The organism is Mycobacterium canetti CIPT 140010059 (assembly GCF_000253375.1).
Taxonomy (GTDB): Bacteria; Actinomycetota; Actinomycetes; order Mycobacteriales; family Mycobacteriaceae; genus Mycobacterium; species Mycobacterium tuberculosis.
Genome location: NC_015848.1, coordinates 3,994,872 through 4,014,583, shown reverse-complemented (window position 1 = coordinate 4,014,583; position 19,712 = coordinate 3,994,872). Strand labels below are relative to the sequence as shown.

The window sequence follows — 19,712 nt, the reverse complement described above, 5'->3', positions numbered from 1 at the left end:
GTTACAGTTTTCTCTCCGGCGAGCGCAACGACGGCGAGTCTGGCCACGGCATATGTACGACGGGCGTATATCTAAACGATGCCGCTGTTTTCTTTCGAGGGCCGATCGCCCCGGATCGATCCCACCGCGTTTGTGGCCCCGACAGCCACCCTGATCGGCGACGTCACCATCGAGGCAGGGGCGTCGGTCTGGTTCAATGCCGTGCTGCGCGGCGACTATGCGCCCGTCGTCGTGCGCGAGGGGGCCAATGTGCAGGACGGGGCGGTATTACACGCACCGCCCGGCATCCCGGTAGACATCGGCCCGGGGGCGACAGTGGCGCACCTGTGTGTGATCCACGGCGTCCACGTCGGGTCTGAGGCTCTGATCGCCAACCACGCGACGGTCCTCGACGGAGCGGTAATCGGCGCGCGCTGCATGATCGCCGCGGGAGCGCTGGTGGTGGCCGGCACTCAGATTCCGGCCGGAATGCTGGTAACGGGAGCGCCGGCCAAGGTGAAGGGACCGATTGAAGGAACGGGCGCGGAAATGTGGGTTAACGTCAATCCGCAGGCCTATCGTGACCTGGCTGCACGGCATCTGGCCGGACTGGAACCCATGTAGGCGTCGCTGCGGGTTAAGCCGTCGGCAGTTTTAACATCCGGTTGTAAAAGTCGATCACGTAGACGGCGCCGTCGTTGTCCACCGCCACATCAGTTGGGGAGAAGAGTCCGGTGAACGGCAGCTGCGACTGCGCATTCGAGCCGGCCGCCAGCTTCAGCACCCGATTGTTGTTCAGATCGGCCACATAGACGCTATCGTCGCGGTCCACCGTCACACCGGCGGGAAAGCTGAGATCGGCGAATGGGAGGTGCACCGGCGTGGCCGACCCCGCGGTCAACGCCACCACGCGATTGTGGCCGCTGTCGGTCACGTAGACGGTGCCAGCACCGTCCACCGCCACATCATAGGGGTGGTCGAGCCCGACGAACGGCAGTTCGGTAGGGGTATCTGCGCCTGGGGGCAGTTTCAACACTTTGGCATTGTCATAGTCGACGACATAGACGCTGTCGCTGCGGTCCACTGCCAAACCATGCGCATCTCCAAGGCTGCCGAACGGGAGCTCGACCGGGGGTTCGATGCCGGCCGCGAGTTTCAACACATGGTGGCTGTCTTCATCGATGACATAGACGTCGCGGTTGCTGTTTACCGCCACGCCGCCTGGACCGATTGTGTCGGTGAATGGCAACGTGGTCGGGGTGTTGGAGCCGGCCGGCAGTTTCAGCAGTCGCTTGTGACCGGAGTCGGCCACGTAAACAGCGTCCGCCAGGTCCACCGTCACCCCGTCGGGATTCCAAAGGTCGATCGGCACCACGACCTGGCTGGGCGGGGAAGGAGTGGTTGGCGATGCGGCCTGCCTGGACGTGGACGACCCAGAAATTTTTGGCTCAAAGATCAGGTAACCAATGGCTGCGAGGGTCACCACGACAACGACTGCAGCTCCAGTAATGGCTAAGGTGCATCGATTCCGCGGCCACCCGTAGCGTCGGCGTTCGGAATCCACCGGCCAGCTCCCCCTTTGCAATCGCGACCGCGACGGAGAAAGAGTACCTGAGCACTTGCCCGCGCGCAGAACTGACGTCTGGCTATCGGGTGTGAACTTCACCATGCTCGGATGGTCTGCGGCGTCGCCCGGATCGCGCCGGGCGATTATGCGGCCGCCTGTTTGGGTTTCTCGCAGCCGACCACCCACATAGAGAAGTACTGCGAGCCGCCACCGTAAGCGTGCCCCAAGGCCTTTCGCGCACCCGGAACTTGACGCGCCTCCGCCTTGCCCATGACTTGAATCGCGGCCTCGGCGAAGCGGATCAGGCCCGATGCGCCGATCGGATTGGCGGACAGCACGCCGCCGGAAGGGTTCACCGGTAGTCGACCGCCGATCGCAGTCTCGCCGGCCTCGGTGAGCTTCCAGCCCTCGCCCTCGCGGGCAAATCCCAGATTCTCCAACCACATCGGCTCGAACCAGGAGAACGGGACGTAAATTTCGGCGGCGTCGATTTCGTCGATGGGGCTGGTGATGCCCGCGGCCTTCCACAGCGCCGCCGCCGCGTCGCGGCCGGCCTGCGGGTTGACCTGGTCGCGCCCGGCGAAAGCCAGCGGCTCGGTGCGTAATGCGGTGCCATGAATCCAGGCCACCGGATGCCCTTGCGCCAGTCGCGCGTCGGCGATCTCCTCGTCGCCGACGACAACCGCGCACGCACCGTCTGACGACGGGCACGTCTCATCGAAACGTATTGGATCCCAGAGCATCTGAGATGCCATCACCTTCTCCAGGGTGATGTCGGGCTGCTGCAGATGTGCCAACGGGTTGCGGCTGCCGTTGAGCCGGTCCTTGACCGCAACCATAGCACCGATGTGTGCCGGTGCGCCCGAGCGGCGGATATAGGCCCGGACATGCGGGGCGAAGTATCCCCCCGCACCGGCACCGACCGGTTTGGTGAACGGCACAGGAAGCGACAACGCCCACATGGCATTGGATTCCGACTGCTTTTCCCAGGCTAATGCCAGGACCCGGCGGTATTTGCCGGATTGCACCAGGCTGGCAGCCACTACCCCGGTGGATCCGCCAACCGAACCGGCGGTGTGTACCCGGATCAGCGGCTTGCCGGTCGCGCCCATGGCGTCGGCCATGAATAGCTCCGGCATCATCACCCCTTCGAAGAAGTCGGGCGCCTTGCCGACCACGACGGCGTCGATGTCGTCGAAGGTGGAACCGGAATCCGCCAGCGCTCGGTCGATGGCCTCCCGCACCAGACCGTTCATCGAAACGTCTTGGCGCTTGGCGACATACTTGGTCTGCCCGGTGCCGAGTACGGCGGCCAGCTTTCCGGCCATCAGCGCTGCCCCTCCACTATCCCCGTCCTTCCATGACCGCGACCAGGTTTTGCTGCAGCGCCGGTCCGCTGGTGGCGTGCGCCAGCACGCGCCGCGCCGATCCGTCCCAGATATGTTGTGCGGCAAAGCCGATACGCTCAAGGCCGGCGGCGAACATGGGGTTGGCGGCCAACGGGCCGCCGGACGGATTCACTTTCGTCTTACCCGGAATCCTGATGGCCTCCGCGACGATCAGGTGCTGGTGGGTAAAGGGCCCATGGATCTCCGCCACGTCGATGTCGCCGGTGTGTCCGCCGGTGGCTATCTTGGCCGCCAGTTTGGTCGACGGAGACTCGGTGATGTCGCGCGCCCCCAGCGCCGGAGACTCGATGCGATGTTCGATCCCGGTGATCCAAGCCGGATTTTCGCGCAGTTCTCGGGCGCGGTTGTCGGCCGCGAGCACGACCGCGGCGGCACCGTCGGTAATCGGCGCAATGTCGTGGCGCCGCAGCGGATCGGCAAAAAATGGCCGGTCGAGCAATTCCGCTATGCTGATCGGCGACTGCACGGAGTCCACGCGAGGTGCGTTTGCAAACGAATCGAACGCAACCCGCGCCATCTGCTCGTGGGTCCACTTGTCGGAGTCGAGCCCCACTCGGGCCTGTAGCCCAGCCATCGACACCGAATCCGGCCACAGCGGCGCGACGGTGTAGGGGTCGGTCTGGCGGGACAGCACACGGCGCAGCGTTCCGGCCGAGGACTTCCCGAAGCCGTACACCAGCGCGGTGTCGACCTCGCCGGTCAGCAGTTTGATGTAGGCCTCATACAGTGCCCAGGCGGCGTCCATCTCGACGTGCGATTCGTTGATCGGCGGTACGGCTCCGATGGAGTCGATCGCGGAGATGAACGAAAATGCTCGTCCAGCCAGGTAATCCGAAGATCCCGAACACCAGAATCCGATGTCGGCCTTGGTGATGCCCAGCTCGTCGTATAGCTGGGCGAAGCACGGCATCAGCATCTCGACGCCGTTGGTAGTGCCGTCGGTGCGGCGCACGTGCGGGGCGTGGGCGAAGCCGACAACGGCAATATCGCGAACGCTCATTGGTTGGTGGGCCCTTTACAGGTGGTGCTTGTAGGTGTCGTAGTCGGCATCCGGTTCGCCGGTGGGGCGGAAGTACTCGATGTTGTCGATGCCCAGTCCCCACCGCTCCCGCGGCTTCCACACCGCCTCGACGCGCATGCCCATCCGCACCTGGTGCGCGTCGACGTCGGAAACCAAATGCAAAAACGGGATGTCGGCGCCGTCGAGCAACACGTAGGCCGCCACATAGGGCGGCTTGATTCGCTGGCCCAGGAACGGGATGTTGACGATCGCGAACGTCGTCACCGTGCCCTTGTCGGGCAGCTCGACAAACTCGGTGGTGGGTTTCCCGGTGGCCGGGTCGGCGCCATGCGGCGGGAAGTAGACCTTGCCGGTCTTTCCGGTTCTGGCGCCCACGAGCTTGCCCTGGGCGATGGCGCGCAGATACGCACTCTCCTCGTGCGAGGCGGTGTGCTGAATTTCCAGCTGGATCGGCGTGACGATCATGGTGACCGGGTCCCGCGCATCCTCGGTCTTGTGAGCCGCCACCGGTTCTGCGGTCTCGCCGAGCGCAAAGCAGGCGATATCGGTGATGGCGCCCACCGGTTGGTCGGCCCAATGCGCGTGCACCCGGGCGCCGGTGTGGATGGCGGAAGGGCCGGCGGTTCCCACATCAACGGCGTGCATCAGCAAGGTGTCGGCGCCGTCGAGCTTGATCAGCGCCCAGGCGAACGGCCGGTCCAGGGGCTGGCCGGCTAGCGGCTCGGGTTGCCAGGTCCAGGACGCGACGGTGCCGACGCTGGACACCGGTACCATTTCGCTCAGGGGTTCGTAGGTAACCGGGTCATATTCCACCGGCGGCACATGGACTCGGCCGTCGGATCCGCGCACCCCGACAATGCGGCGTGCACGCAAGGCGGTGAAAAACCTGCTTAACGTGGGCCCCACCGAACGGGTGTAGTCGAAGGACAACGTGAGGGGCGCGGAAAGGGGCGGCTCAGAGTGATCGATCAGCGCCGGGCCGCTCGAGCTGGCTGTCACGCCTGTCGAGTAGAACAGGTTCTAACAACGGTTTCAACATTGCCCTCCTGAAGGGCGTCGTGGAGGCAGGGATGAAGCTCGGACTACAGCTGGGGTATTGGGGCGCGCAGCCGCCGCAGAACCATGCGGAACTCGTCGCCGCGGCCGAGGATGCGGGTTTTGACACGGTGTTCACCGCCGAGGCGTGGGGGTCCGACGCCTACACGCCGCTGGCCTGGTGGGGCTCGTCGACGCAACGGGTGCGGCTGGGTACGTCGGTGATCCAGCTGTCCGCGCGCACACCAACGGCCTGTGCGATGGCCGCGCTGACACTGGACCATCTGTCCGGTGGCCGGCACATTCTCGGGCTCGGCGTGTCCGGTCCGCAGGTGGTCGAGGGTTGGTACGGGCAGCGGTTTCCCAAGCCGCTGGCTCGCACCCGCGAATACATCGACATCGTGCGCCAGGTGTGGGCCCGAGAATCGCCGGTGACCAGCGCCGGGCCGCACTACCGGCTGCCACTGACGGGGGAGGGCACGACGGGTCTGGGCAAAGCGCTCAAACCCATCACCCATCCGCTGCGCGCCGACATACCAATCATGCTGGGGGCCGAGGGGCCCAAGAACGTCGCGCTGGCCGCCGAGATCTGCGATGGCTGGCTGCCCATCTTCTATTCGCCACGCATGGCCGGCATGTACAACGAATGGCTCGACGAAGGATTCGCCCGGCCCGGCGCCCGGCGTAGCCGCGAGGACTTCGAGATCTGCGCGACGGCGCAGGTGGTCATCACCGACGATCGGGCGGCCGCGTTTGCCGGAATCAAGCCGTTCCTGGCGCTCTACATGGGCGGGATGGGCGCCGAAGAGACCAACTTCCACGCCGACGTCTATCGCCGGATGGGGTACACGCAAGTGGTCGATGAGGTCACCAAGTTATTTCGGTCTGGCCGCAAGGACGAGGCCGCCGAGATCATCCCGGACGAGCTCGTCGACGACGCCGTGATCGTCGGTGACATCGACCACGTGCGTAAGCAGATGGCCGTCTGGGAGGCCGCCGGGGTCACCATGATGGTGGTGACCGCCGGCAGCGCAGAGCAGGTCCGCGACCTTGCCGCCCTGGTCTGATCGATCCTTGCCAGCGGGCTAGAACGCGTTCTAGATTGGGCTGATGGCTTCGCTTTCTTGCGGTTCAGATCGGGTGACCGTCGCCGAAGGTCATTTCTACGTTGGCCGCCGACTGGGACAGCAGAGCCCGCTTCGGCAGGCCCAGCGATGCCAGTTCTTTGGCGTAGGGATGGTCTCCCAACCGCAGTCGGGCGCCGCCGAGCCGGGCGCGCAGGCCCGAGACTTTCATTTCCCAGGGAATCTCGCGAGTTACGCCGTCATGGTGGGAGTAGGTCTTCAACATTTGCCACCCGAGGGTCGGCACCGGCAGGCCGGTGCTGAACTCGATCCCGGCGATCAACCGTCCGTCGGCGCTGACGTCGAAGCCGAACCTCCGGCCGTCGGTGACGTTGAAGTCCGCCATGATCTTCGGGAAGCCCCAGATGGTGCGCCCGGCCTCAAGCGTGAACACCTGATCTACCGGCAGATGATGGATGAACGCGGCGGCTCGGGTGAGGGCTCTGGGCCCGCGGCGTTGGGTGCCGGGCGGGTTCACCATGATCGCGGTGCCGTACTCGTGGTATCGCCCCAAATCCCCGTCGACGTAGCGCACCAGCATCTGCATCACGATTGCCTTACCGGGCAGGTATTCGCACACCCGCAGCCCGCTGTAGTCGATGAGGCGCTGCGCTGGGTCGGCGGGCACCGAGAACATCGCGGAATGCAGGTTGGCGGTGCGAATGCGCACCGGCATGGTGAGCACCGTGCCGGCGATGGTGTGTTGCGAGACGGGCATATCGCCCACTGTAGTGCGGAGGATCGCGATGACTGAAGCTCCGGACGTGGATCTGGCCGACGGCAACTTCTACGCCAGCCGCGAGGCGCGGGCCGCGTACCGGTGGATGCGGGCCAACCAACCGGTGTTCCGCGATCGCAACGGCCTGGCGGCCGCGTCGACGTACCAGGCGGTGATCGACGCCGAACGTCAACCCGAGCTGTTCTCCAACGCCGGCGGCATCCGCCCCGACCAGCCCGCCCTGCCGATGATGATCGACATGGACGATCCCGCACATCTGTTGCGGCGCAAGCTGGTTAACGCCGGCTTCACCCGCAAGCGGGTGAAGGACAAGGAGGCGTCGATTGCCGCGCTGTGTGACACCCTGATCGACGCCGTGTGCGAACGCGGCGAGTGTGACTTCGTGCGGGACCTGGCCGCGCCGCTACCGATGGCGGTGATCGGCGACATGCTCGGGGTGCGTCCAGAGCAGCGGGACATGTTCTTGCGGTGGTCCGACGATCTGGTGACATTCCTCAGTTCGCATGTGTCTCAAGAGGATTTCCAGATCACCATGGACGCCTTCGCGGCCTACAACGACTTCACCCGGGCCACCATTGCGGCACGGCGAGCGGACCCCACCGACGACCTGGTCAGCGTGCTGGTGAGTTCCGAAGTTGACGGCGAGCGGCTAAGCGACGACGAGCTGGTCATGGAGACGCTGCTGATCCTGATCGGCGGCGACGAGACCACGCGGCATACCTTGAGCGGTGGTACCGAGCAGCTGCTGCGCAACCGTGACCAGTGGGACCTGCTGCAGCGCGACCCGTCGTTGCTGCCCGGGGCCATCGAGGAGATGCTGCGTTGGACCGCCCCGGTAAAGAACATGTGCCGGGTGTTGACCGCGGATACCGAGTTTCACGGCACGGCGTTGTGTGCCGGCGAGAAGATGATGCTGCTCTTCGAGTCGGCGAACTTCGACGAGGCGGTTTTCTGTGAACCGGAAAAGTTTGATGTTCAGCGAAATCCAAACAGCCACTTGGCGTTTGGCTTCGGCACGCATTTCTGCCTGGGCAATCAGCTGGCCCGGTTGGAGCTGTCGTTGATGACGGAACGGGTGTTGCGGCGGCTACCCGACCTGCGGTTGGTCGCCGATGACTCCGTGTTGCCGCTGCGGCCGGCGAACTTTGTCAGCGGCCTGGAATCCATGCCGGTGGTGTTCACGCCGAGCCCGCCGCTGGGCTGAGCCACGCCGAACGTGAACTGAGGGCGGAATATCGGCCGAATCTCCGCCGTGAGTTCACGTTCGGCGCTGCCAGGCCGCTGACACCCGCCAGATGATGCCACCCTCGGTGTCCTCGACCGTCACGCGTACGTCGGTCCACCCAAGCTCGGTCAACGCTTCGGCACGCTTGATGTCCTTGTTGAACGTTCTGCGGTCGGTCCGGTGATGGTCGCCCTCGTAATCCACGCCGACCTTGATTCCTGCCCAACCCATATCGATAACCGCGACCAGCTGGCCGTACTCGTCGTAAACCGGGATCTGGGTCTGTGGTCTTGGAAAGCCCGCTCGGATGAGTAGCAGACGCAGCCACGTCTCGCGAGGTGACTCGGCACCTGGATCCACCAGATCCAATGCGATACGAGCATTTCGGATGCCGCGGCTTCCCCGGTAGCGTTCGGCGAGCATCTCGACATCGGCCAGCTTGAGGTCCGTCGCGCGGGCGAGCGCATCGATGGCCGCGACGGCCTTGCCGACCGGATAGCGGCGGGCGAGGTCGAGGGCGGTGCGCGCCGGTGTGGTCGTATTCATGCCGGAGATTGGCTGGATCTCGTCGTCGGCGACACGGTCCGACCAGGTGTGGATGCCGGCCGGCGGGCGACGGTGGTCGTAGAGCAGCTCGGCCGCCTGTCGCGCGTCGACCCATTTGGCGCCGTGCATCGCCGCCGCCGACTGCCCGGCGATGACGCCGCGCCGCCGGGACCATAGCCAGGCGGCCTGAGCGCGACTCCATGCGGTCAGGTCGGCGCCGGGGGAGACATAGACGTCGGGGTGGATCGTGGCGTATGCGCTTCGCAGCCGGTGCCGCGTCAACGCGCCGGAGGCAATCGCTTCGCTGCCGAGGAATGGTTCGATCACGATCGCAGTGTGCCGTCGTGCACCGACACCGCCGTCCAACGTGAACTGAGGGCGGAAAATCGGCCGAAATCTCGCCCTCAGTTCACGCTCGGCGCCTAGCGGTTCTGGAAGTTGGGTGCGCGCTTCTCGGCGAACGCGCGCGGGCCTTCCTTGGCGTCGTCGGACAGGAAGACCTTGATGCCGATCTGGGTGTCGATCTTGAACGCCTCGTTTTCGGGCATGCACTCGGTCTCGCGGATGGACCGCAGGATGGCCTGCACGGCCAGGGGTCCGTTAGCCGAGATGGCGTCGGCAAGTTCTAGAGCCTTGGTCAGCGCCTGGCCGTCGGGCACCACGTGGCCGATCAGGCCCATTTCCTTGGCCTCGGCGGCGGTAATGTGCCGTCCGGTCAGCAGCAGGTCGCAGGCCAGAGTGTAGGGGATCTGCCGGACCAGCCGCACGGCCGAGCCGCCCATCGGGTACAGGCTCCACTTGGCCTCGGAGATGCCGAACTTCGCACTTTCACCGGCGACCCGGATGTCGGTGCCCTGCAGGATCTCGGTGCCGCCGGCGATCGCGGGCCCCTCGACGGCGGCGATCAGCGGTTTGGTCAAGCGGCGCCCTTTGAGCAGGGCATCGATGCGCGACGGGTCGTAGCTGCCGTCCTTGAAAGAGTCGCCCGGCGGTTTCTGGGTTGCCGCCTTGAGGTCCATGCCGGCGCAAAAGTAGCCAGCGGCTCCGGTGAGGATGCAGCAACGGATGTCGGGATCGTTGTCGACGCGATCCCAGGCCTGCACCATGATTCGCATCATTTCGGTGCTCAGCGCGTTGCGGGCGGCCGGCCGGTTCATGGTCACGATCAGGGTGTGGCCGCGCCGCTCCACCAGCGCGTCGGGTCCGGATTCCACGGTTGCCACGGCCGCCACCTCTTTCTGCCCGTCGGGTGTGAGCTTGTCAAGAAATGTAACACGTTCTAGTTTGGTGGCCGTGGCCCTGAATATTGCCGATCTCGCCGAGCACGCCATCGACGCCGTGCCTGACCGTGTCGCCGTTATCTGCGGCGATGAGCAGTTGACCTACGCCCAGCTGGAGGATAAGGCCAACCGCCTCGCGCACCACCTGATCGATCAAGGCGTGCAAAAGGACGACAAGGTCGGCCTGTACTGCCGCAACCGCATCGAGATCGTGATCGCGATGCTGGGCATCGTGAAGGCGGGCGCCATCTTGGTGAACGTCAACTTCCGTTACGTGGAGGGCGAACTTCGCTACCTGTTCGACAACTCCGACATGGTCGCGTTGGTGCACGAACGCCGCTACGCCGACCGGGTCGCCAACGTTCTCCCCGACACGCCCCATGTAAGGACGATCTTGGTCGTCGAGGACGGCTCGGACCAGGACTATCGGCGCTACGGCGGCGTCGAGTTCTATTCCGCGATCGCGGCGGGCTCGCCGGAGCGTGACTTCGGCGAACGCAGCGCCGACGCCATCTATCTGCTCTACACCGGCGGCACCACCGGTTTCCCCAAGGGTGTGATGTGGCGTCACGAGGACATCTATCGTGTGCTGTTCGGTGGAACCGACTTTGCGACAGGAGAGTTCGTCAAAGACGAATACGACCTGGCCAAGGCGGCCGCGGCGAATCCACCGATGATCCGCTACCCGATCCCGCCGATGATCCACGGCGCCACCCAGTCGGCCACCTGGATGGCGCTCTTCTCGGGCCAAACCACGGTACTGGCACCGGAATTCAACGCCGACGAGGTGTGGCGCACGATCCACAAACACAAGGTGAACCTGCTGTTCTTCACCGGTGATGCGATGGCCCGCCCGCTGGTCGACGCGCTGGTCAAGGGCAACGACTACGACCTGTCGTCGTTGTTCCTGTTGGCCAGCACCGCGGCGCTGTTCTCGCCGAGCATCAAGGAGAAACTCCTTGAGCTGCTGCCGAATCGGGTGATCACGGACTCAATTGGCTCGTCGGAGACGGGTTTTGGCGGTACCAGCGTCGTTGCTGCCGGGCAGGCGCATGGCGGCGGGCCCCGGGTGCGGATCGACCATCGCACCGTCGTGCTCGATGACGACGGCAACGAAGTCAAGCCCGGCTCGGGGGTGCGGGGCGTCATCGCCAAGAAGGGCAACATTCCCGTCGGCTACTACAAGGACGAGAAGAAGACGGCCGAGACGTTCCGGACGATTAACGGTGTGCGCTACGCCATTCCGGGGGACTACGCCCAAGTCGAGGAGGACGGCACGGTCACCATGCTGGGTCGTGGCTCGGTGTCGATCAACAGCGGCGGCGAGAAGGTCTACCCCGAAGAGGTCGAGGCCGCTTTGAAGGGGCATCCCGACGTGTTCGACGCTCTGGTGGTCGGGGTGCCCGATCCGCGTTACGGCCAGCAGGTGGCCGCCGTGGTGCAGGCCCGGCCGGGTTGTCGGCCGTCGTTGGCCGAGTTGGACTCGTTCGTGCGCTCCGAGATCGCGGGCTACAAAGTGCCGCGCAGTCTGTGGTTTGTCGACGAGGTGAAGCGTTCGCCCGCCGGTAAGCCGGACTACCGCTGGGCCAAGGAGCAGACCGAGGCGCGGCCAGCCGATGACGTGCATGCGGGACACGTGACGAGCGGTTCCTGATTGCGCGGGTCGCGGCTATGGCGCCGCGGCTGGGGGATACCGCTGGGTCGCCGTTTGTCGTCAAATCTGGCTGGACCACTCGCCGGCGGACGCCCGGCGCACCATCGCGGCCGCTGGGCCCATCGCGACTAGACGCCGCCGCTGCCGCCCTTGCCGCCCGCTCCGCCGTCGCCGCCGGCGCCGCCGGTGCCACCGGCTGGTGCCTTACCACCGTCTCCGGCGCCACCGCCGCTGCCGGTGTCTCCCTTGCCGCCATTCCAGCCGGTGCCGCCGTTCCCACCACCACCGCCGGTGCCGCCATCGCCGCCGGTGCCGCCCGAGCCGGTGCCACTGCCGTTGCCGCCGGTGCCACCCTTGCCGCCGGTGGTGCCGGCGCCGCCAGCACCACCGGCTCCCGGGGGCACTCCGGGCTCGGCGTCGCCGCCATTGCCGCCGGTGCCGCCGATACCGCCGGCCCCACCGGTGCCGCCGTTGCCATTGCCTCCCGCGCCGGCGTTGCCGCCGTTGCCGCCATTGCCGGCCGCACCGCCGCTGCCGCCGGTGCCGCCGTCGCCGCCGGATCCGCCGACCCGGGGGTCGCCGAGGCCGCCGGTGCCGCCGGTGCCGCCGGTGCCGCCGGCGCCCCCGTCCCCGCCGCCGGTGCCGCCGGTGCCGCCATCGCCGCCATTGCCGGCCGCACCGCCGGTGCCGCCGGCGCCGCCGACCTCGCCGCCCTCGCCGCCGGTACCGCCGTTGCCGCCGTTGCCGCCATCGCCGCCGGTGCCGCCGCCAAGGCTGCCGATGCCCGCGCCGCCGGTGCCGCCGGCGCCGCCGTTGCCGCCGGTGCCCCCGTTGCCGCCGGGGTCGTCAGTGAGTGGGCCGTGGCCGCCGATGCCCCCGTTGCCGCCATCGCCGCCGGCGCCGCCTTGCCCGCCGGTGCCGTTGCCGCCAGCGGTCAAGCCGCCGCCGCCGGCCCCGGCCCCGCCGCCGAAGCCACCGTCGCCGCCGTTGCCACCGTCACCGCCCGCCTGAGCAGTCATGTTTGCGGTGTTATCTGCTCCGTTGCCGCCGTTACCGCCGTCACCGCCGGTGCCACCGCTGCCGCCGGTGCCGCCAGTACCGGTGAGGCCGCCGTCGCCGCCGGTGCCGCCCGTGCCCGCCGCGCCGCCGTTCCCGCCGGCACCGCCGTCGCCGCTGCCGGTGCCGCTGTTGCCGCCCATGCCGGCGTTGCCGCCGTTGCCGCCGCTGCCGCCGTTGCCGCCGTTGCCGCTGCCCGTCCCGGCACCGCCGTTGCCGCCCATGCCGGCGATGCCGCCGTTGCCGCCGTTGCCGCCGTTGCCGGTGCCGTTGCCGTTGCCGCCGTTGCCGGCGTCGCCGGCGTCGCCGCCAGCGCCGCCGTTGCCGCCGGTGCCGCCGCCGCTGCCCCCAGCGCCGCCGGCGCCACCGTTAGCACCACCACCACCGTTGCCGCCAGCGCCGCCGGTGCCATTGCCGGAATTACGGTTGCCGCCGTTACCGCCATTGCCACCTGTGCCGGCGTCGCCGCCGTCGCCGCCGCTGCCGCCGTCGGCTCCACCCTGCCCGCCGGCCCCACCACCGCCAGCGTTACCGCCTTGTCCACCGGAGCCGGCGGGGACCGTGCCACCGCCGACGGTGCGGTCGCCGCCGGTGCCGCCGGCACCGCCGTCGCCGCCGGCGCCACCCTGACCCCCGGTCCCGCCACCGGTGCCGCCTTGGCCGCCGGCGCCACCCTTTCCGGCGGCGCCGCCGTTACCGGCGGCCCCCGCGGTGCCCGCGGTGCCGCCGGTGATATTGCCGCCGTTGCCGCCGGTCCCGCCGGCACCCCCGGCACCACCTTGACCACCGGCACCGCCGCCGGCGCCGCCCTGGCCACCTTGTCCGCCGTCGCCGGCCGCCCCGCCGGTGCCGCCGGCTGCGAGGAAGGAGCCGGAACTGCGGTTGTTGCCGTTGGCGCCGTTGCCACCGTCTCCGGCGTCACCGCCGTGGCCACCATTGCCGCCGCCGGCGCCGCCGACGCCATCGCCACCAGCGCCGCCGGTGCCGCCGGCGCCTCCGGTGCCGCCGGCACCGCCGCTGCCGCCGTTGGTAGCTGAGGAGGCTGCGCCGGCGCCGCCGGTGCCGCCGGCACCGCCTTGGCCGCCGTTGCCAGCGGTGCCGTTAGCGCCGCCACCCGCGCCGCCAGCCCCGGCCGCCCCACCGGCACCACCGCTGCCGCCTTGACCTCCTTGCCCGCCGTTGCCGCCGGGACTGGTGTTGGGCCCGCTGCCGCCGGCGCCGCCCGCACCGCCGACTTCGCCGTCCGCGCCGTTGCCGCCCTTGCCGCCGCCGACGCCACCGATACCGTCGCCGCCGGCGCCACCACTGCCGCCTCTGCCGCCGGTGCCGCCGTTGCCGCCGGCCGAGCCGGTGCCGGCCCCACCGTTGCTGCCAGCCGTGGCGGCCCCGGCAGCGCCGCCGTTGCCGCCGTCGCCGCCGGTACCGTTGGCGCCGACGGTGCCGCCGTTGCTGCCCGCGGCACCACCGGCACCGGCGTTTCCGCCCTTTCCGCCAGTCCCACCGTTTCCGCCGCTATTTCCGCTACCACCGGCGTCTCCGCCAGCGCCGCCGATGGCGCCGTTGCCGCCGTTGCCGCCGGTACCTCCGGTCCCGCCGCCGACGCCGTCGATGCCGCTACCGCCAGCACCGCCGGTTCCACCGTTGCCGCCGGCCCCGCCGGTTCCGCCATGCCCGCCGTCGCCAGCGCCGGTTGCGCCGGAGATGCCGACGGCACCAGCCGCGCCATCTCCGCCGTCGCCGCCATTGCCAGCGATACCGTTGGCGCCCGGAGTGGCACCGGCGCCGCCCGCGCCCGCGTCTCCGCCCTTTCCGCCGCTGCCGCCCGCGCCGCCGCTGTTGCCGGCGGTGCTGCTGGTGACGCCTGCTCCACCGTCGCCGCCTTTGCCGCCATTGCCGCCCGCCCCGCCAGCCCCGGCGGTGCCGCCGTTGGCGGCGCCGCCGTCACCGCCGGTTCCGCCGGCGCCACCACTACCACCGGTGCCGCCGGACGCGCCGGTGCCTACGGGGCCGGTTGTGCCGGCAGCGCCAATGCCGCCGTTGCCGCCCTTACCCCCATCGCCGCCGGTCCCCGCCGTGCCAGGAGCGGAGCCGGTACCGGCCTTGCCGGCGTCGCCGCCGTTGCCGCCTTTACCGCCGGCACCACCGCTGCTGCCTGCGAGTGCACCGTCGCCGCCGGTGCCGCCTTTGCCGCCGGTGCCGCCGTTGCCGCCGTTGCCGCCGTTGCCTTGTTGGCCGCCGGTGCCGGTGCCGGCGGCTCCGCCGGTTCCGCCGGTTCCGCCGGCCCCGCCGGCCCCGCCGTCGCCGCCTGTGGTGCCGGCGGCGGCGGTGGTGGTGTTGTCTGCGCCGTTTCCGCCGTTGCCGCCGACCCCGCCGTCACCGCCGTTGCCGGCGTTGCCGTCGGCGCCTTGGGTGAAGCCGGTGCCGCCGGCGCCGGCGTTGCCGCCGGTGCCGCCGGTGCCGCCTTGGCCGCCGTCTTGGGCGGCTAGCAGCGGGTCGAGGCTGTTCATGCCGGCCCCGCCGGTGCCGCCTTTGCCGCCGGTGCCGCCGTTGCCGCCGTTGCCGCCGTTGCCTTGGCTGGCACCGCTCCCGCCGCCGTTACCGCCGTCACCGCCGGCGCCGCCAGCAAAGCCAGTGCTACCCATCGCGCCGGAGCCTGCGGGGGCGTCGGCGCCGGCACTGCCGGCCCCGCCGTTGCCGCCGGTGCCGCCGGCACCACCTTTGCCGGTAGCACCGGCCACGCCGCTATGGCTCAACAACTGGCCGGCACCCCCGGCGCCACCGTTGCCGGGGGCGCCGCCGTCACCGCCGGTGCCGCCGCTGCCACCGGTACCACCCAGGCCGGCCATCGTGCCGTCGAAGCCGTCACCGCCGCCACCGCCATCGCCGCCGTAGCCGCCGGCTCCGCCGGTGCCGCCGCGCCCGAACAGCAGGGCGGCTTGACCCCCGGCGCCGCCGTTGCCGCCGGCCCCGCCGGTCCCGCCGGCGCCGCCACCGTCGACACCGGCACCGCCCGCGCCGCCAGTGCCACCGTGCCCGCCGGCGCCGGCGCCCATTAACAGGCCGCCACGCCCGCCGGTCCCGCCGTCGCCGCCGGTGCCCCCAGAGCCGCCACCTGCAGTACCGGTGCTGCCGGCGCCACCGTTGCCGCCACCCCCGGCTGTGCCCAAGAGCCACCCGGGATTCCCGCCGTTGCCGCCGTGGCCGCCGCCAGTACCGCCGTCACCGTCACCGCCGAGGCCGCCGTTGCCGCCGTTGCCGAGCAGCCACCCGCCGTTGCCGCCGTGCCCGCCGTTGCCACCACCGATTCCGCCGGCGCCGCCGGTACCACCACCGCCGAGCAGCCACGCGGCGTTGCCACCGGTGCCGCCCGCTCCGCCGCCGGTTCCGCCCGCTCCGCCGGTACCGCCGTTGCCGAGCAGCCACCCGCCGTTCCCGCCAGCGCCGCCGCTGCCGCCACCGATTCCGCCAGCGCCGCCATGTCCGCCGTTGCCGAGCAGCCACCCGCCGTTGCCGCCGGGCCCGCCACCGATACCGCCGGTTCCCCCGTGGCCGAACAGCCACGCGTGCCCGCCGGCCCCGCCTGTTCCGCCGCCGATTCCCCCGGCGCCGCCGACTCCGCCGCGGCCGTATAGCCAACCGGCATTACCGCCGTTTCCGCCGGGCGCGCCCGTCCCGCCGGCTCCGCCGCTCCCGCCGTTGCCCAGTAGCCCGGCAGACCCACCGGCACCGCCAGCCTGGCCGGGTGCACCGGGCGCGCCGTTGCCGCCGCTGCCAAACAGCAGCCCGCCGTCTCCGCCGGCCCCGCCCGGCGTCGTCGCGTTGGCCCCGTCTCCGATCAGCGGGCGCCCGAGCAGCGTCTGGGTCGGCGCGTTGGTGAGGTTCAGTAGATTTTGCTCGACGTTGGTGGCCTCGGCCAACATGTACGAGGCCGCTCCGGTGCGCAACGTCTGCACGAACTGCTGGTGATACGCGGCAACTTGCGCACTGATCGCCTGATATTCCAGGCCGTACATACCAAACAGCGCCGCGATGCGCGCTGACACCTCATCGGCGCCCGCGGCCAGCACCTGCGTGGTCGCGGCCGCTGCCGCCTTGTTGGCTGCGCTGATTGTCGATCCCACGTTCGCTAGATCCCCGGCGGCGGCGGACACAACTTCGGGTGAGATCAACACGAACGACACGGACCAGCTCCAAACCGTCGGCGGATAGCATCACGACGCGGCTAAATTGATGCAGTTGTGTCGGGATCATAATTCAGCACCCGCCCAATACGTCCAAGCTTTCTCGTGAGTACCACCCGTGTAATTTGGGATGGGCAGGAAGGCGAAGCACCGCGTGGCCACGAACGCCGGGAGGGACAATCTCGGGCGGCTAGGGCTTTTCGCGGGAAGGCCCGAACGTACGGCGTTTCAACACGTCGCGTCGCCCTCCGACCGCGAACATTCGGGGATGGCAGCAACCTGGTAGCACCCTGGCCGGGCGATGATCTGCAGCGTCGCCGCGGGTAGTCGCCGCCCGGGCGGCTACAGTCTGAAACGCGATGACCATCGATGTGTGGATGCAGCATCCGACGCAACGGTTCCTACACGGCGACATGTTCGCCTCGCTGAGCCGGTGGACCGGTGGGTCTATCCCGGAGACCGACATCCCGATCGAAGCGACCGTCTCCTCGATGGACGCCGGCGGCGTCACCCTGGGTTTGCTCAGCGCCTGGCGTGGCCCCAACGGCCAGGACCTCATCTCTAATGACGCTGTTGCGGAATGGGTCCGGTTGTACCCCAACCGTTTTGCCGGTCTGGCGGCGGTCGACCTGGATCGCCCGATGGCGGCCGTCCGGGAGTTGAGGCGCCGAGTCGGTGAGGGGTTCGTCGGCCTGCGGGTGGTGCCTTGGCTATGGGGCGCCCCGCCGACCGACCGCCGCTACTATCCGTTGTTCGCCGAATGCGTGCAGTCCGCGGTGCCGTTCTGCACCCAGGTTGGTCACACCGGCCCGCTGCGGCCGTCGGAGACCGGACGCCCCATTCCCTACATCGACCAGGTGGCGTTGGACTTTCCGGAACTGGTGATCGTGTGCGGACATGTCGGCTATCCGTGGACCGAGGAGATGGTCGCGGTCGCCCGCAAACACGAGAATGTCTACATCGACACCTCGGCCTACACCATCAAGCGGCTGCCCGGGAAGCTGGTGCGGTTCATGAAAACCGACACGGGACAGCGCAAGGTGCTGTTTGGTACCAATTACCCGATGATCGCCCACACGCACGCCCTGACCGGTCTTGACGAACTGGGGCTAAGCGACGAAGCTCGTCGCGACTTTCTGCACGGCAACGCCGTGCGGGTATTCAAGCTGGACCCACGAGGAAAGGTGCAGACGTGAACGGTGCTCAGGCCTTGATCAACACCCTGGTCGACGGGGGTGTCGATGTGTGCTTCGCCAACCCTGGCACGTCGGAAATGCATTTCGTGGCGGCGCTAGACACCGTCCCGCGCATGCGTGGCATGCTGACCCTGTTCGAAGGCGTGGCCACCGGGGCCGCCGACGGTTATGCCCGCATTGCTGGGCGGCCGGCGGCGGTGCTGCTGCATCTGGGCCCCGGACTGGGCAACGGCCTGGCCAACCTGCACAACGCGCGCCGTGCCCGGGTGCCGATGGTGGTGGTTGTCGGAGACCACGCCACCTACCACAAGAAGTACGACGCCCCGCTGGAATCCGATATCGATGCGGTCGCTGGCACCGTTTCGGGATGGGTGCGCCGGACGGAGGCTGCCGCCGACGTCGGGGCCGACGCTGAAGCGGCCATTGCGGCCAGCCGGTCAGGTTCACAGATCGCGACGCTGATTCTGCCCGCGGATGTGTGTTGGAGCGACGGTGCCCACGCGGCCGCGGGCGTGCCGGCTCAGTCGGCGGCGGCGCCAGTGGACGTGGGGCCGGTGGCTGGGGTGCTGCGCTCGGGGGAACCCGCCATGATGCTGATCGGTGGGGATGCCACCCGCGGGCCGGGGCTGACCGCGGCTGCGCGGATTGTGCAGGCAACCGGGGCCCGTTGGTTATGCGAGACGTTTCCGACGTGCCTGGAACGTGGCGCCGGTATCCCCGCCGTCGAACGGCTGGCCTATTTCGCTGAAGGCGCCGCGGCCCAGCTGGACGGGGTCAAGCATCTCGTGCTGGCCGGGGCCAGGTCGCCGGTGTCGTTTTTCGCCTACCCGGGTATGCCCAGTGACCTGGTGCCGGCCGGTTGTGAGGTGCACGTGCTTGCCGAACCCGGCGGTGCGGCCGACGCACTGGCCGCGTTGGCCGACGAGGTAGCGCCCGGGGCGGTTGCCCCGGTGGCGGGCGCGTCGCGTCCGCAGCTGCCGACGGGTGACCTGACGTCGGTGTCGGCGGCCGATGTGGTCGGTGCGTTGCTGCCGGAACGGGCGATTGTTGTCGACGAGTCGAATACTTGTGGTGTCCTGCTGCCGCAGGCCACCGCCGGGGCCCCGGCCCATGACTGGCTCACGCTGACCGGCGGCGCAATCGGTTATGGCATCCCGGCTGCGGTCGGTGCCGCGGTCGCCGCGCCCGACCGCCCGGTGTTGTGCCTGGAATCCGACGGGTCGGCAATGTACACGATTTCAGGATTGTGGAGCCAAGCGCGGGAGAACCTCGACGTCACCACCGTCATCTACAACAACGGCGCCTACGACATTCTGCGGATCGAGCTGCAACGTGTCGGCGCGGGGTCGGATCCTGGCCCGAAGGCCCTGGATCTCCTTGATATATCGCGTCCCACAATGGATTTCGTCAAGATCGCCGAAGGTATGGGTGTTCCTGCACGTCGTGTCACCACCTGCGAGGAATTCGCCGACGCGCTGCGCGCGGCCTTCGCCGAGCCCGGGCCGCATCTGATCGATGTAGTGGTGCCATCGCTTTTGGGGTAGTGGTCCCCCGTCGCGCATAAGCCCGCTAGGGCACCTGGTTTTGCTGGGGATGCGATGGCTCGGGTGCTATCGGTCGGACGGCCATCGCCAGCCTGTGCTGCCAACGGGCCATGGGTAGCCGCCCAGCGTTGTCGGGTGGCTGCTGGTGCTTTGGGC

14 protein-coding genes are annotated in these 19,712 nt (G+C 68.9%); 6 read left to right on the top strand and 8 right to left on the bottom strand.

The genetic code is table 11. The annotated features are described in order from the left end of the window. Nucleotides 1-78: 78 nt before the first annotated feature. The gene (locus tag MCAN_RS18565; protein WP_003419208.1) at nt 79-603 is read left to right on the top strand and encodes a gamma carbonic anhydrase family protein; all 525 of its coding nucleotides are present in this window, start codon (nt 79-81) and stop codon (nt 601-603) included. 13 nt (nt 604-616) lie between these two features. On the opposite strand, the gene MCAN_RS18560 is transcribed toward MCAN_RS18565, so the two are convergent. Genes MCAN_RS18560 through MCAN_RS18545 form a run of 4 tightly spaced genes read right to left on the bottom strand, consistent with a single transcriptional unit; the run spans nt 617 to nt 4,975 of the window. Then, nucleotides 617-1,648: an NHL repeat-containing protein gene (locus MCAN_RS18560; RefSeq protein ID WP_014001787.1), complete on the bottom strand. Its 1,032-nt coding sequence runs from the start codon at nt 1,646-1,648 to the stop codon at nt 617-619. Nucleotides 1,649-1,689: 41 nt separating this feature from the next. Then, on the bottom strand, nt 1,690-2,874 hold the full coding sequence (locus tag MCAN_RS18555; RefSeq protein ID WP_014001786.1) for a thiolase domain-containing protein: 1,185 nt from the start codon (nt 2,872-2,874) through the stop codon (nt 1,690-1,692). Nucleotides 2,875-2,890: 16 nt separating this feature from the next. Then, entirely contained in the window at nt 2,891-3,955 is a 1,065-nt protein-coding gene (locus tag MCAN_RS18550) for a thiolase domain-containing protein (protein ID WP_014001785.1), read from the bottom strand. 15 nt (nt 3,956-3,970) lie between these two features. After that, nucleotides 3,971-4,975: a Zn-ribbon domain-containing OB-fold protein gene (locus tag MCAN_RS18545; RefSeq protein WP_041180161.1), complete on the bottom strand. Its 1,005-nt coding sequence runs from the start codon at nt 4,973-4,975 to the stop codon at nt 3,971-3,973. A 71-nt stretch (nt 4,976-5,046) separates the two neighbouring features. On the opposite strand from MCAN_RS18545, the gene MCAN_RS18540 reads away from it, so the two are divergent. Continuing rightward, nucleotides 5,047-6,078 (top strand): LLM class F420-dependent oxidoreductase, encoded by a 1,032-nt coding sequence (locus MCAN_RS18540; RefSeq protein WP_003419192.1) that lies wholly within the window; start codon nt 5,047-5,049, stop codon nt 6,076-6,078. 64 nt (nt 6,079-6,142) lie between these two features. On the opposite strand, the gene MCAN_RS18535 is transcribed toward MCAN_RS18540, so the two are convergent. Then, nucleotides 6,143-6,853 (bottom strand): acetoacetate decarboxylase family protein, encoded by a 711-nt coding sequence (locus tag MCAN_RS18535; protein WP_003419190.1) that lies wholly within the window; start codon nt 6,851-6,853, stop codon nt 6,143-6,145. Nucleotides 6,854-6,881: 28 nt separating this feature from the next. Between MCAN_RS18535 and cyp142 the strand changes: the two genes are divergently transcribed. Further along, nucleotides 6,882-8,078: a steroid C26-monooxygenase Cyp142 gene (cyp142, locus tag MCAN_RS18530; protein WP_003900082.1), complete on the top strand. Its 1,197-nt coding sequence runs from the start codon at nt 6,882-6,884 to the stop codon at nt 8,076-8,078. Nucleotides 8,079-8,132: 54 nt separating this feature from the next. Here cyp142 and MCAN_RS18525 read toward each other — a convergent pair whose 3' ends face one another. Together MCAN_RS18525 and MCAN_RS18520 are read right to left on the bottom strand one after the other, a co-directional pair. Further along, nucleotides 8,133-8,972 (bottom strand): hypothetical protein, encoded by an 840-nt coding sequence (locus MCAN_RS18525; protein ID WP_003419184.1) that lies wholly within the window; start codon nt 8,970-8,972, stop codon nt 8,133-8,135. Nucleotides 8,973-9,067: 95 nt separating this feature from the next. Continuing rightward, nucleotides 9,068-9,859, bottom strand: a complete 792-nt coding sequence (locus tag MCAN_RS18520) for a crotonase/enoyl-CoA hydratase family protein (protein WP_014001783.1) — start codon at nt 9,857-9,859, stop codon at nt 9,068-9,070. Nucleotides 9,860-9,932: 73 nt separating this feature from the next. On the opposite strand from MCAN_RS18520, the gene MCAN_RS18515 reads away from it, so the two are divergent. After that, nucleotides 9,933-11,579 (top strand): acyl-CoA synthetase, encoded by a 1,647-nt coding sequence (locus MCAN_RS18515; protein ID WP_014001782.1) that lies wholly within the window; start codon nt 9,933-9,935, stop codon nt 11,577-11,579. A gap of 128 nt (nt 11,580-11,707) precedes the next feature. On the opposite strand, the gene MCAN_RS24235 is transcribed toward MCAN_RS18515, so the two are convergent. Then, nucleotides 11,708-16,816 (bottom strand): PE family protein, encoded by a 5,109-nt coding sequence (locus MCAN_RS24235; protein WP_014001781.1) that lies wholly within the window; start codon nt 16,814-16,816, stop codon nt 11,708-11,710. 359 nt (nt 16,817-17,175) lie between these two features. Between MCAN_RS24235 and MCAN_RS18505 the strand changes: the two genes are divergently transcribed. After that, nucleotides 17,176-18,012, top strand: coding sequence for an amidohydrolase family protein (locus MCAN_RS18505; protein WP_014001780.1), 837 nt, complete (start codon nt 17,176-17,178; stop codon nt 18,010-18,012). Then, nucleotides 18,009-19,556, top strand: a complete 1,548-nt coding sequence (locus MCAN_RS18500; protein WP_014001779.1) for an acetolactate synthase large subunit — start codon at nt 18,009-18,011, stop codon at nt 19,554-19,556. Before MCAN_RS18505 ends, MCAN_RS18500 begins: the two co-directional genes overlap by 4 nt. The last annotated feature ends 156 nt before the right edge of the window (nt 19,557-19,712 follow it).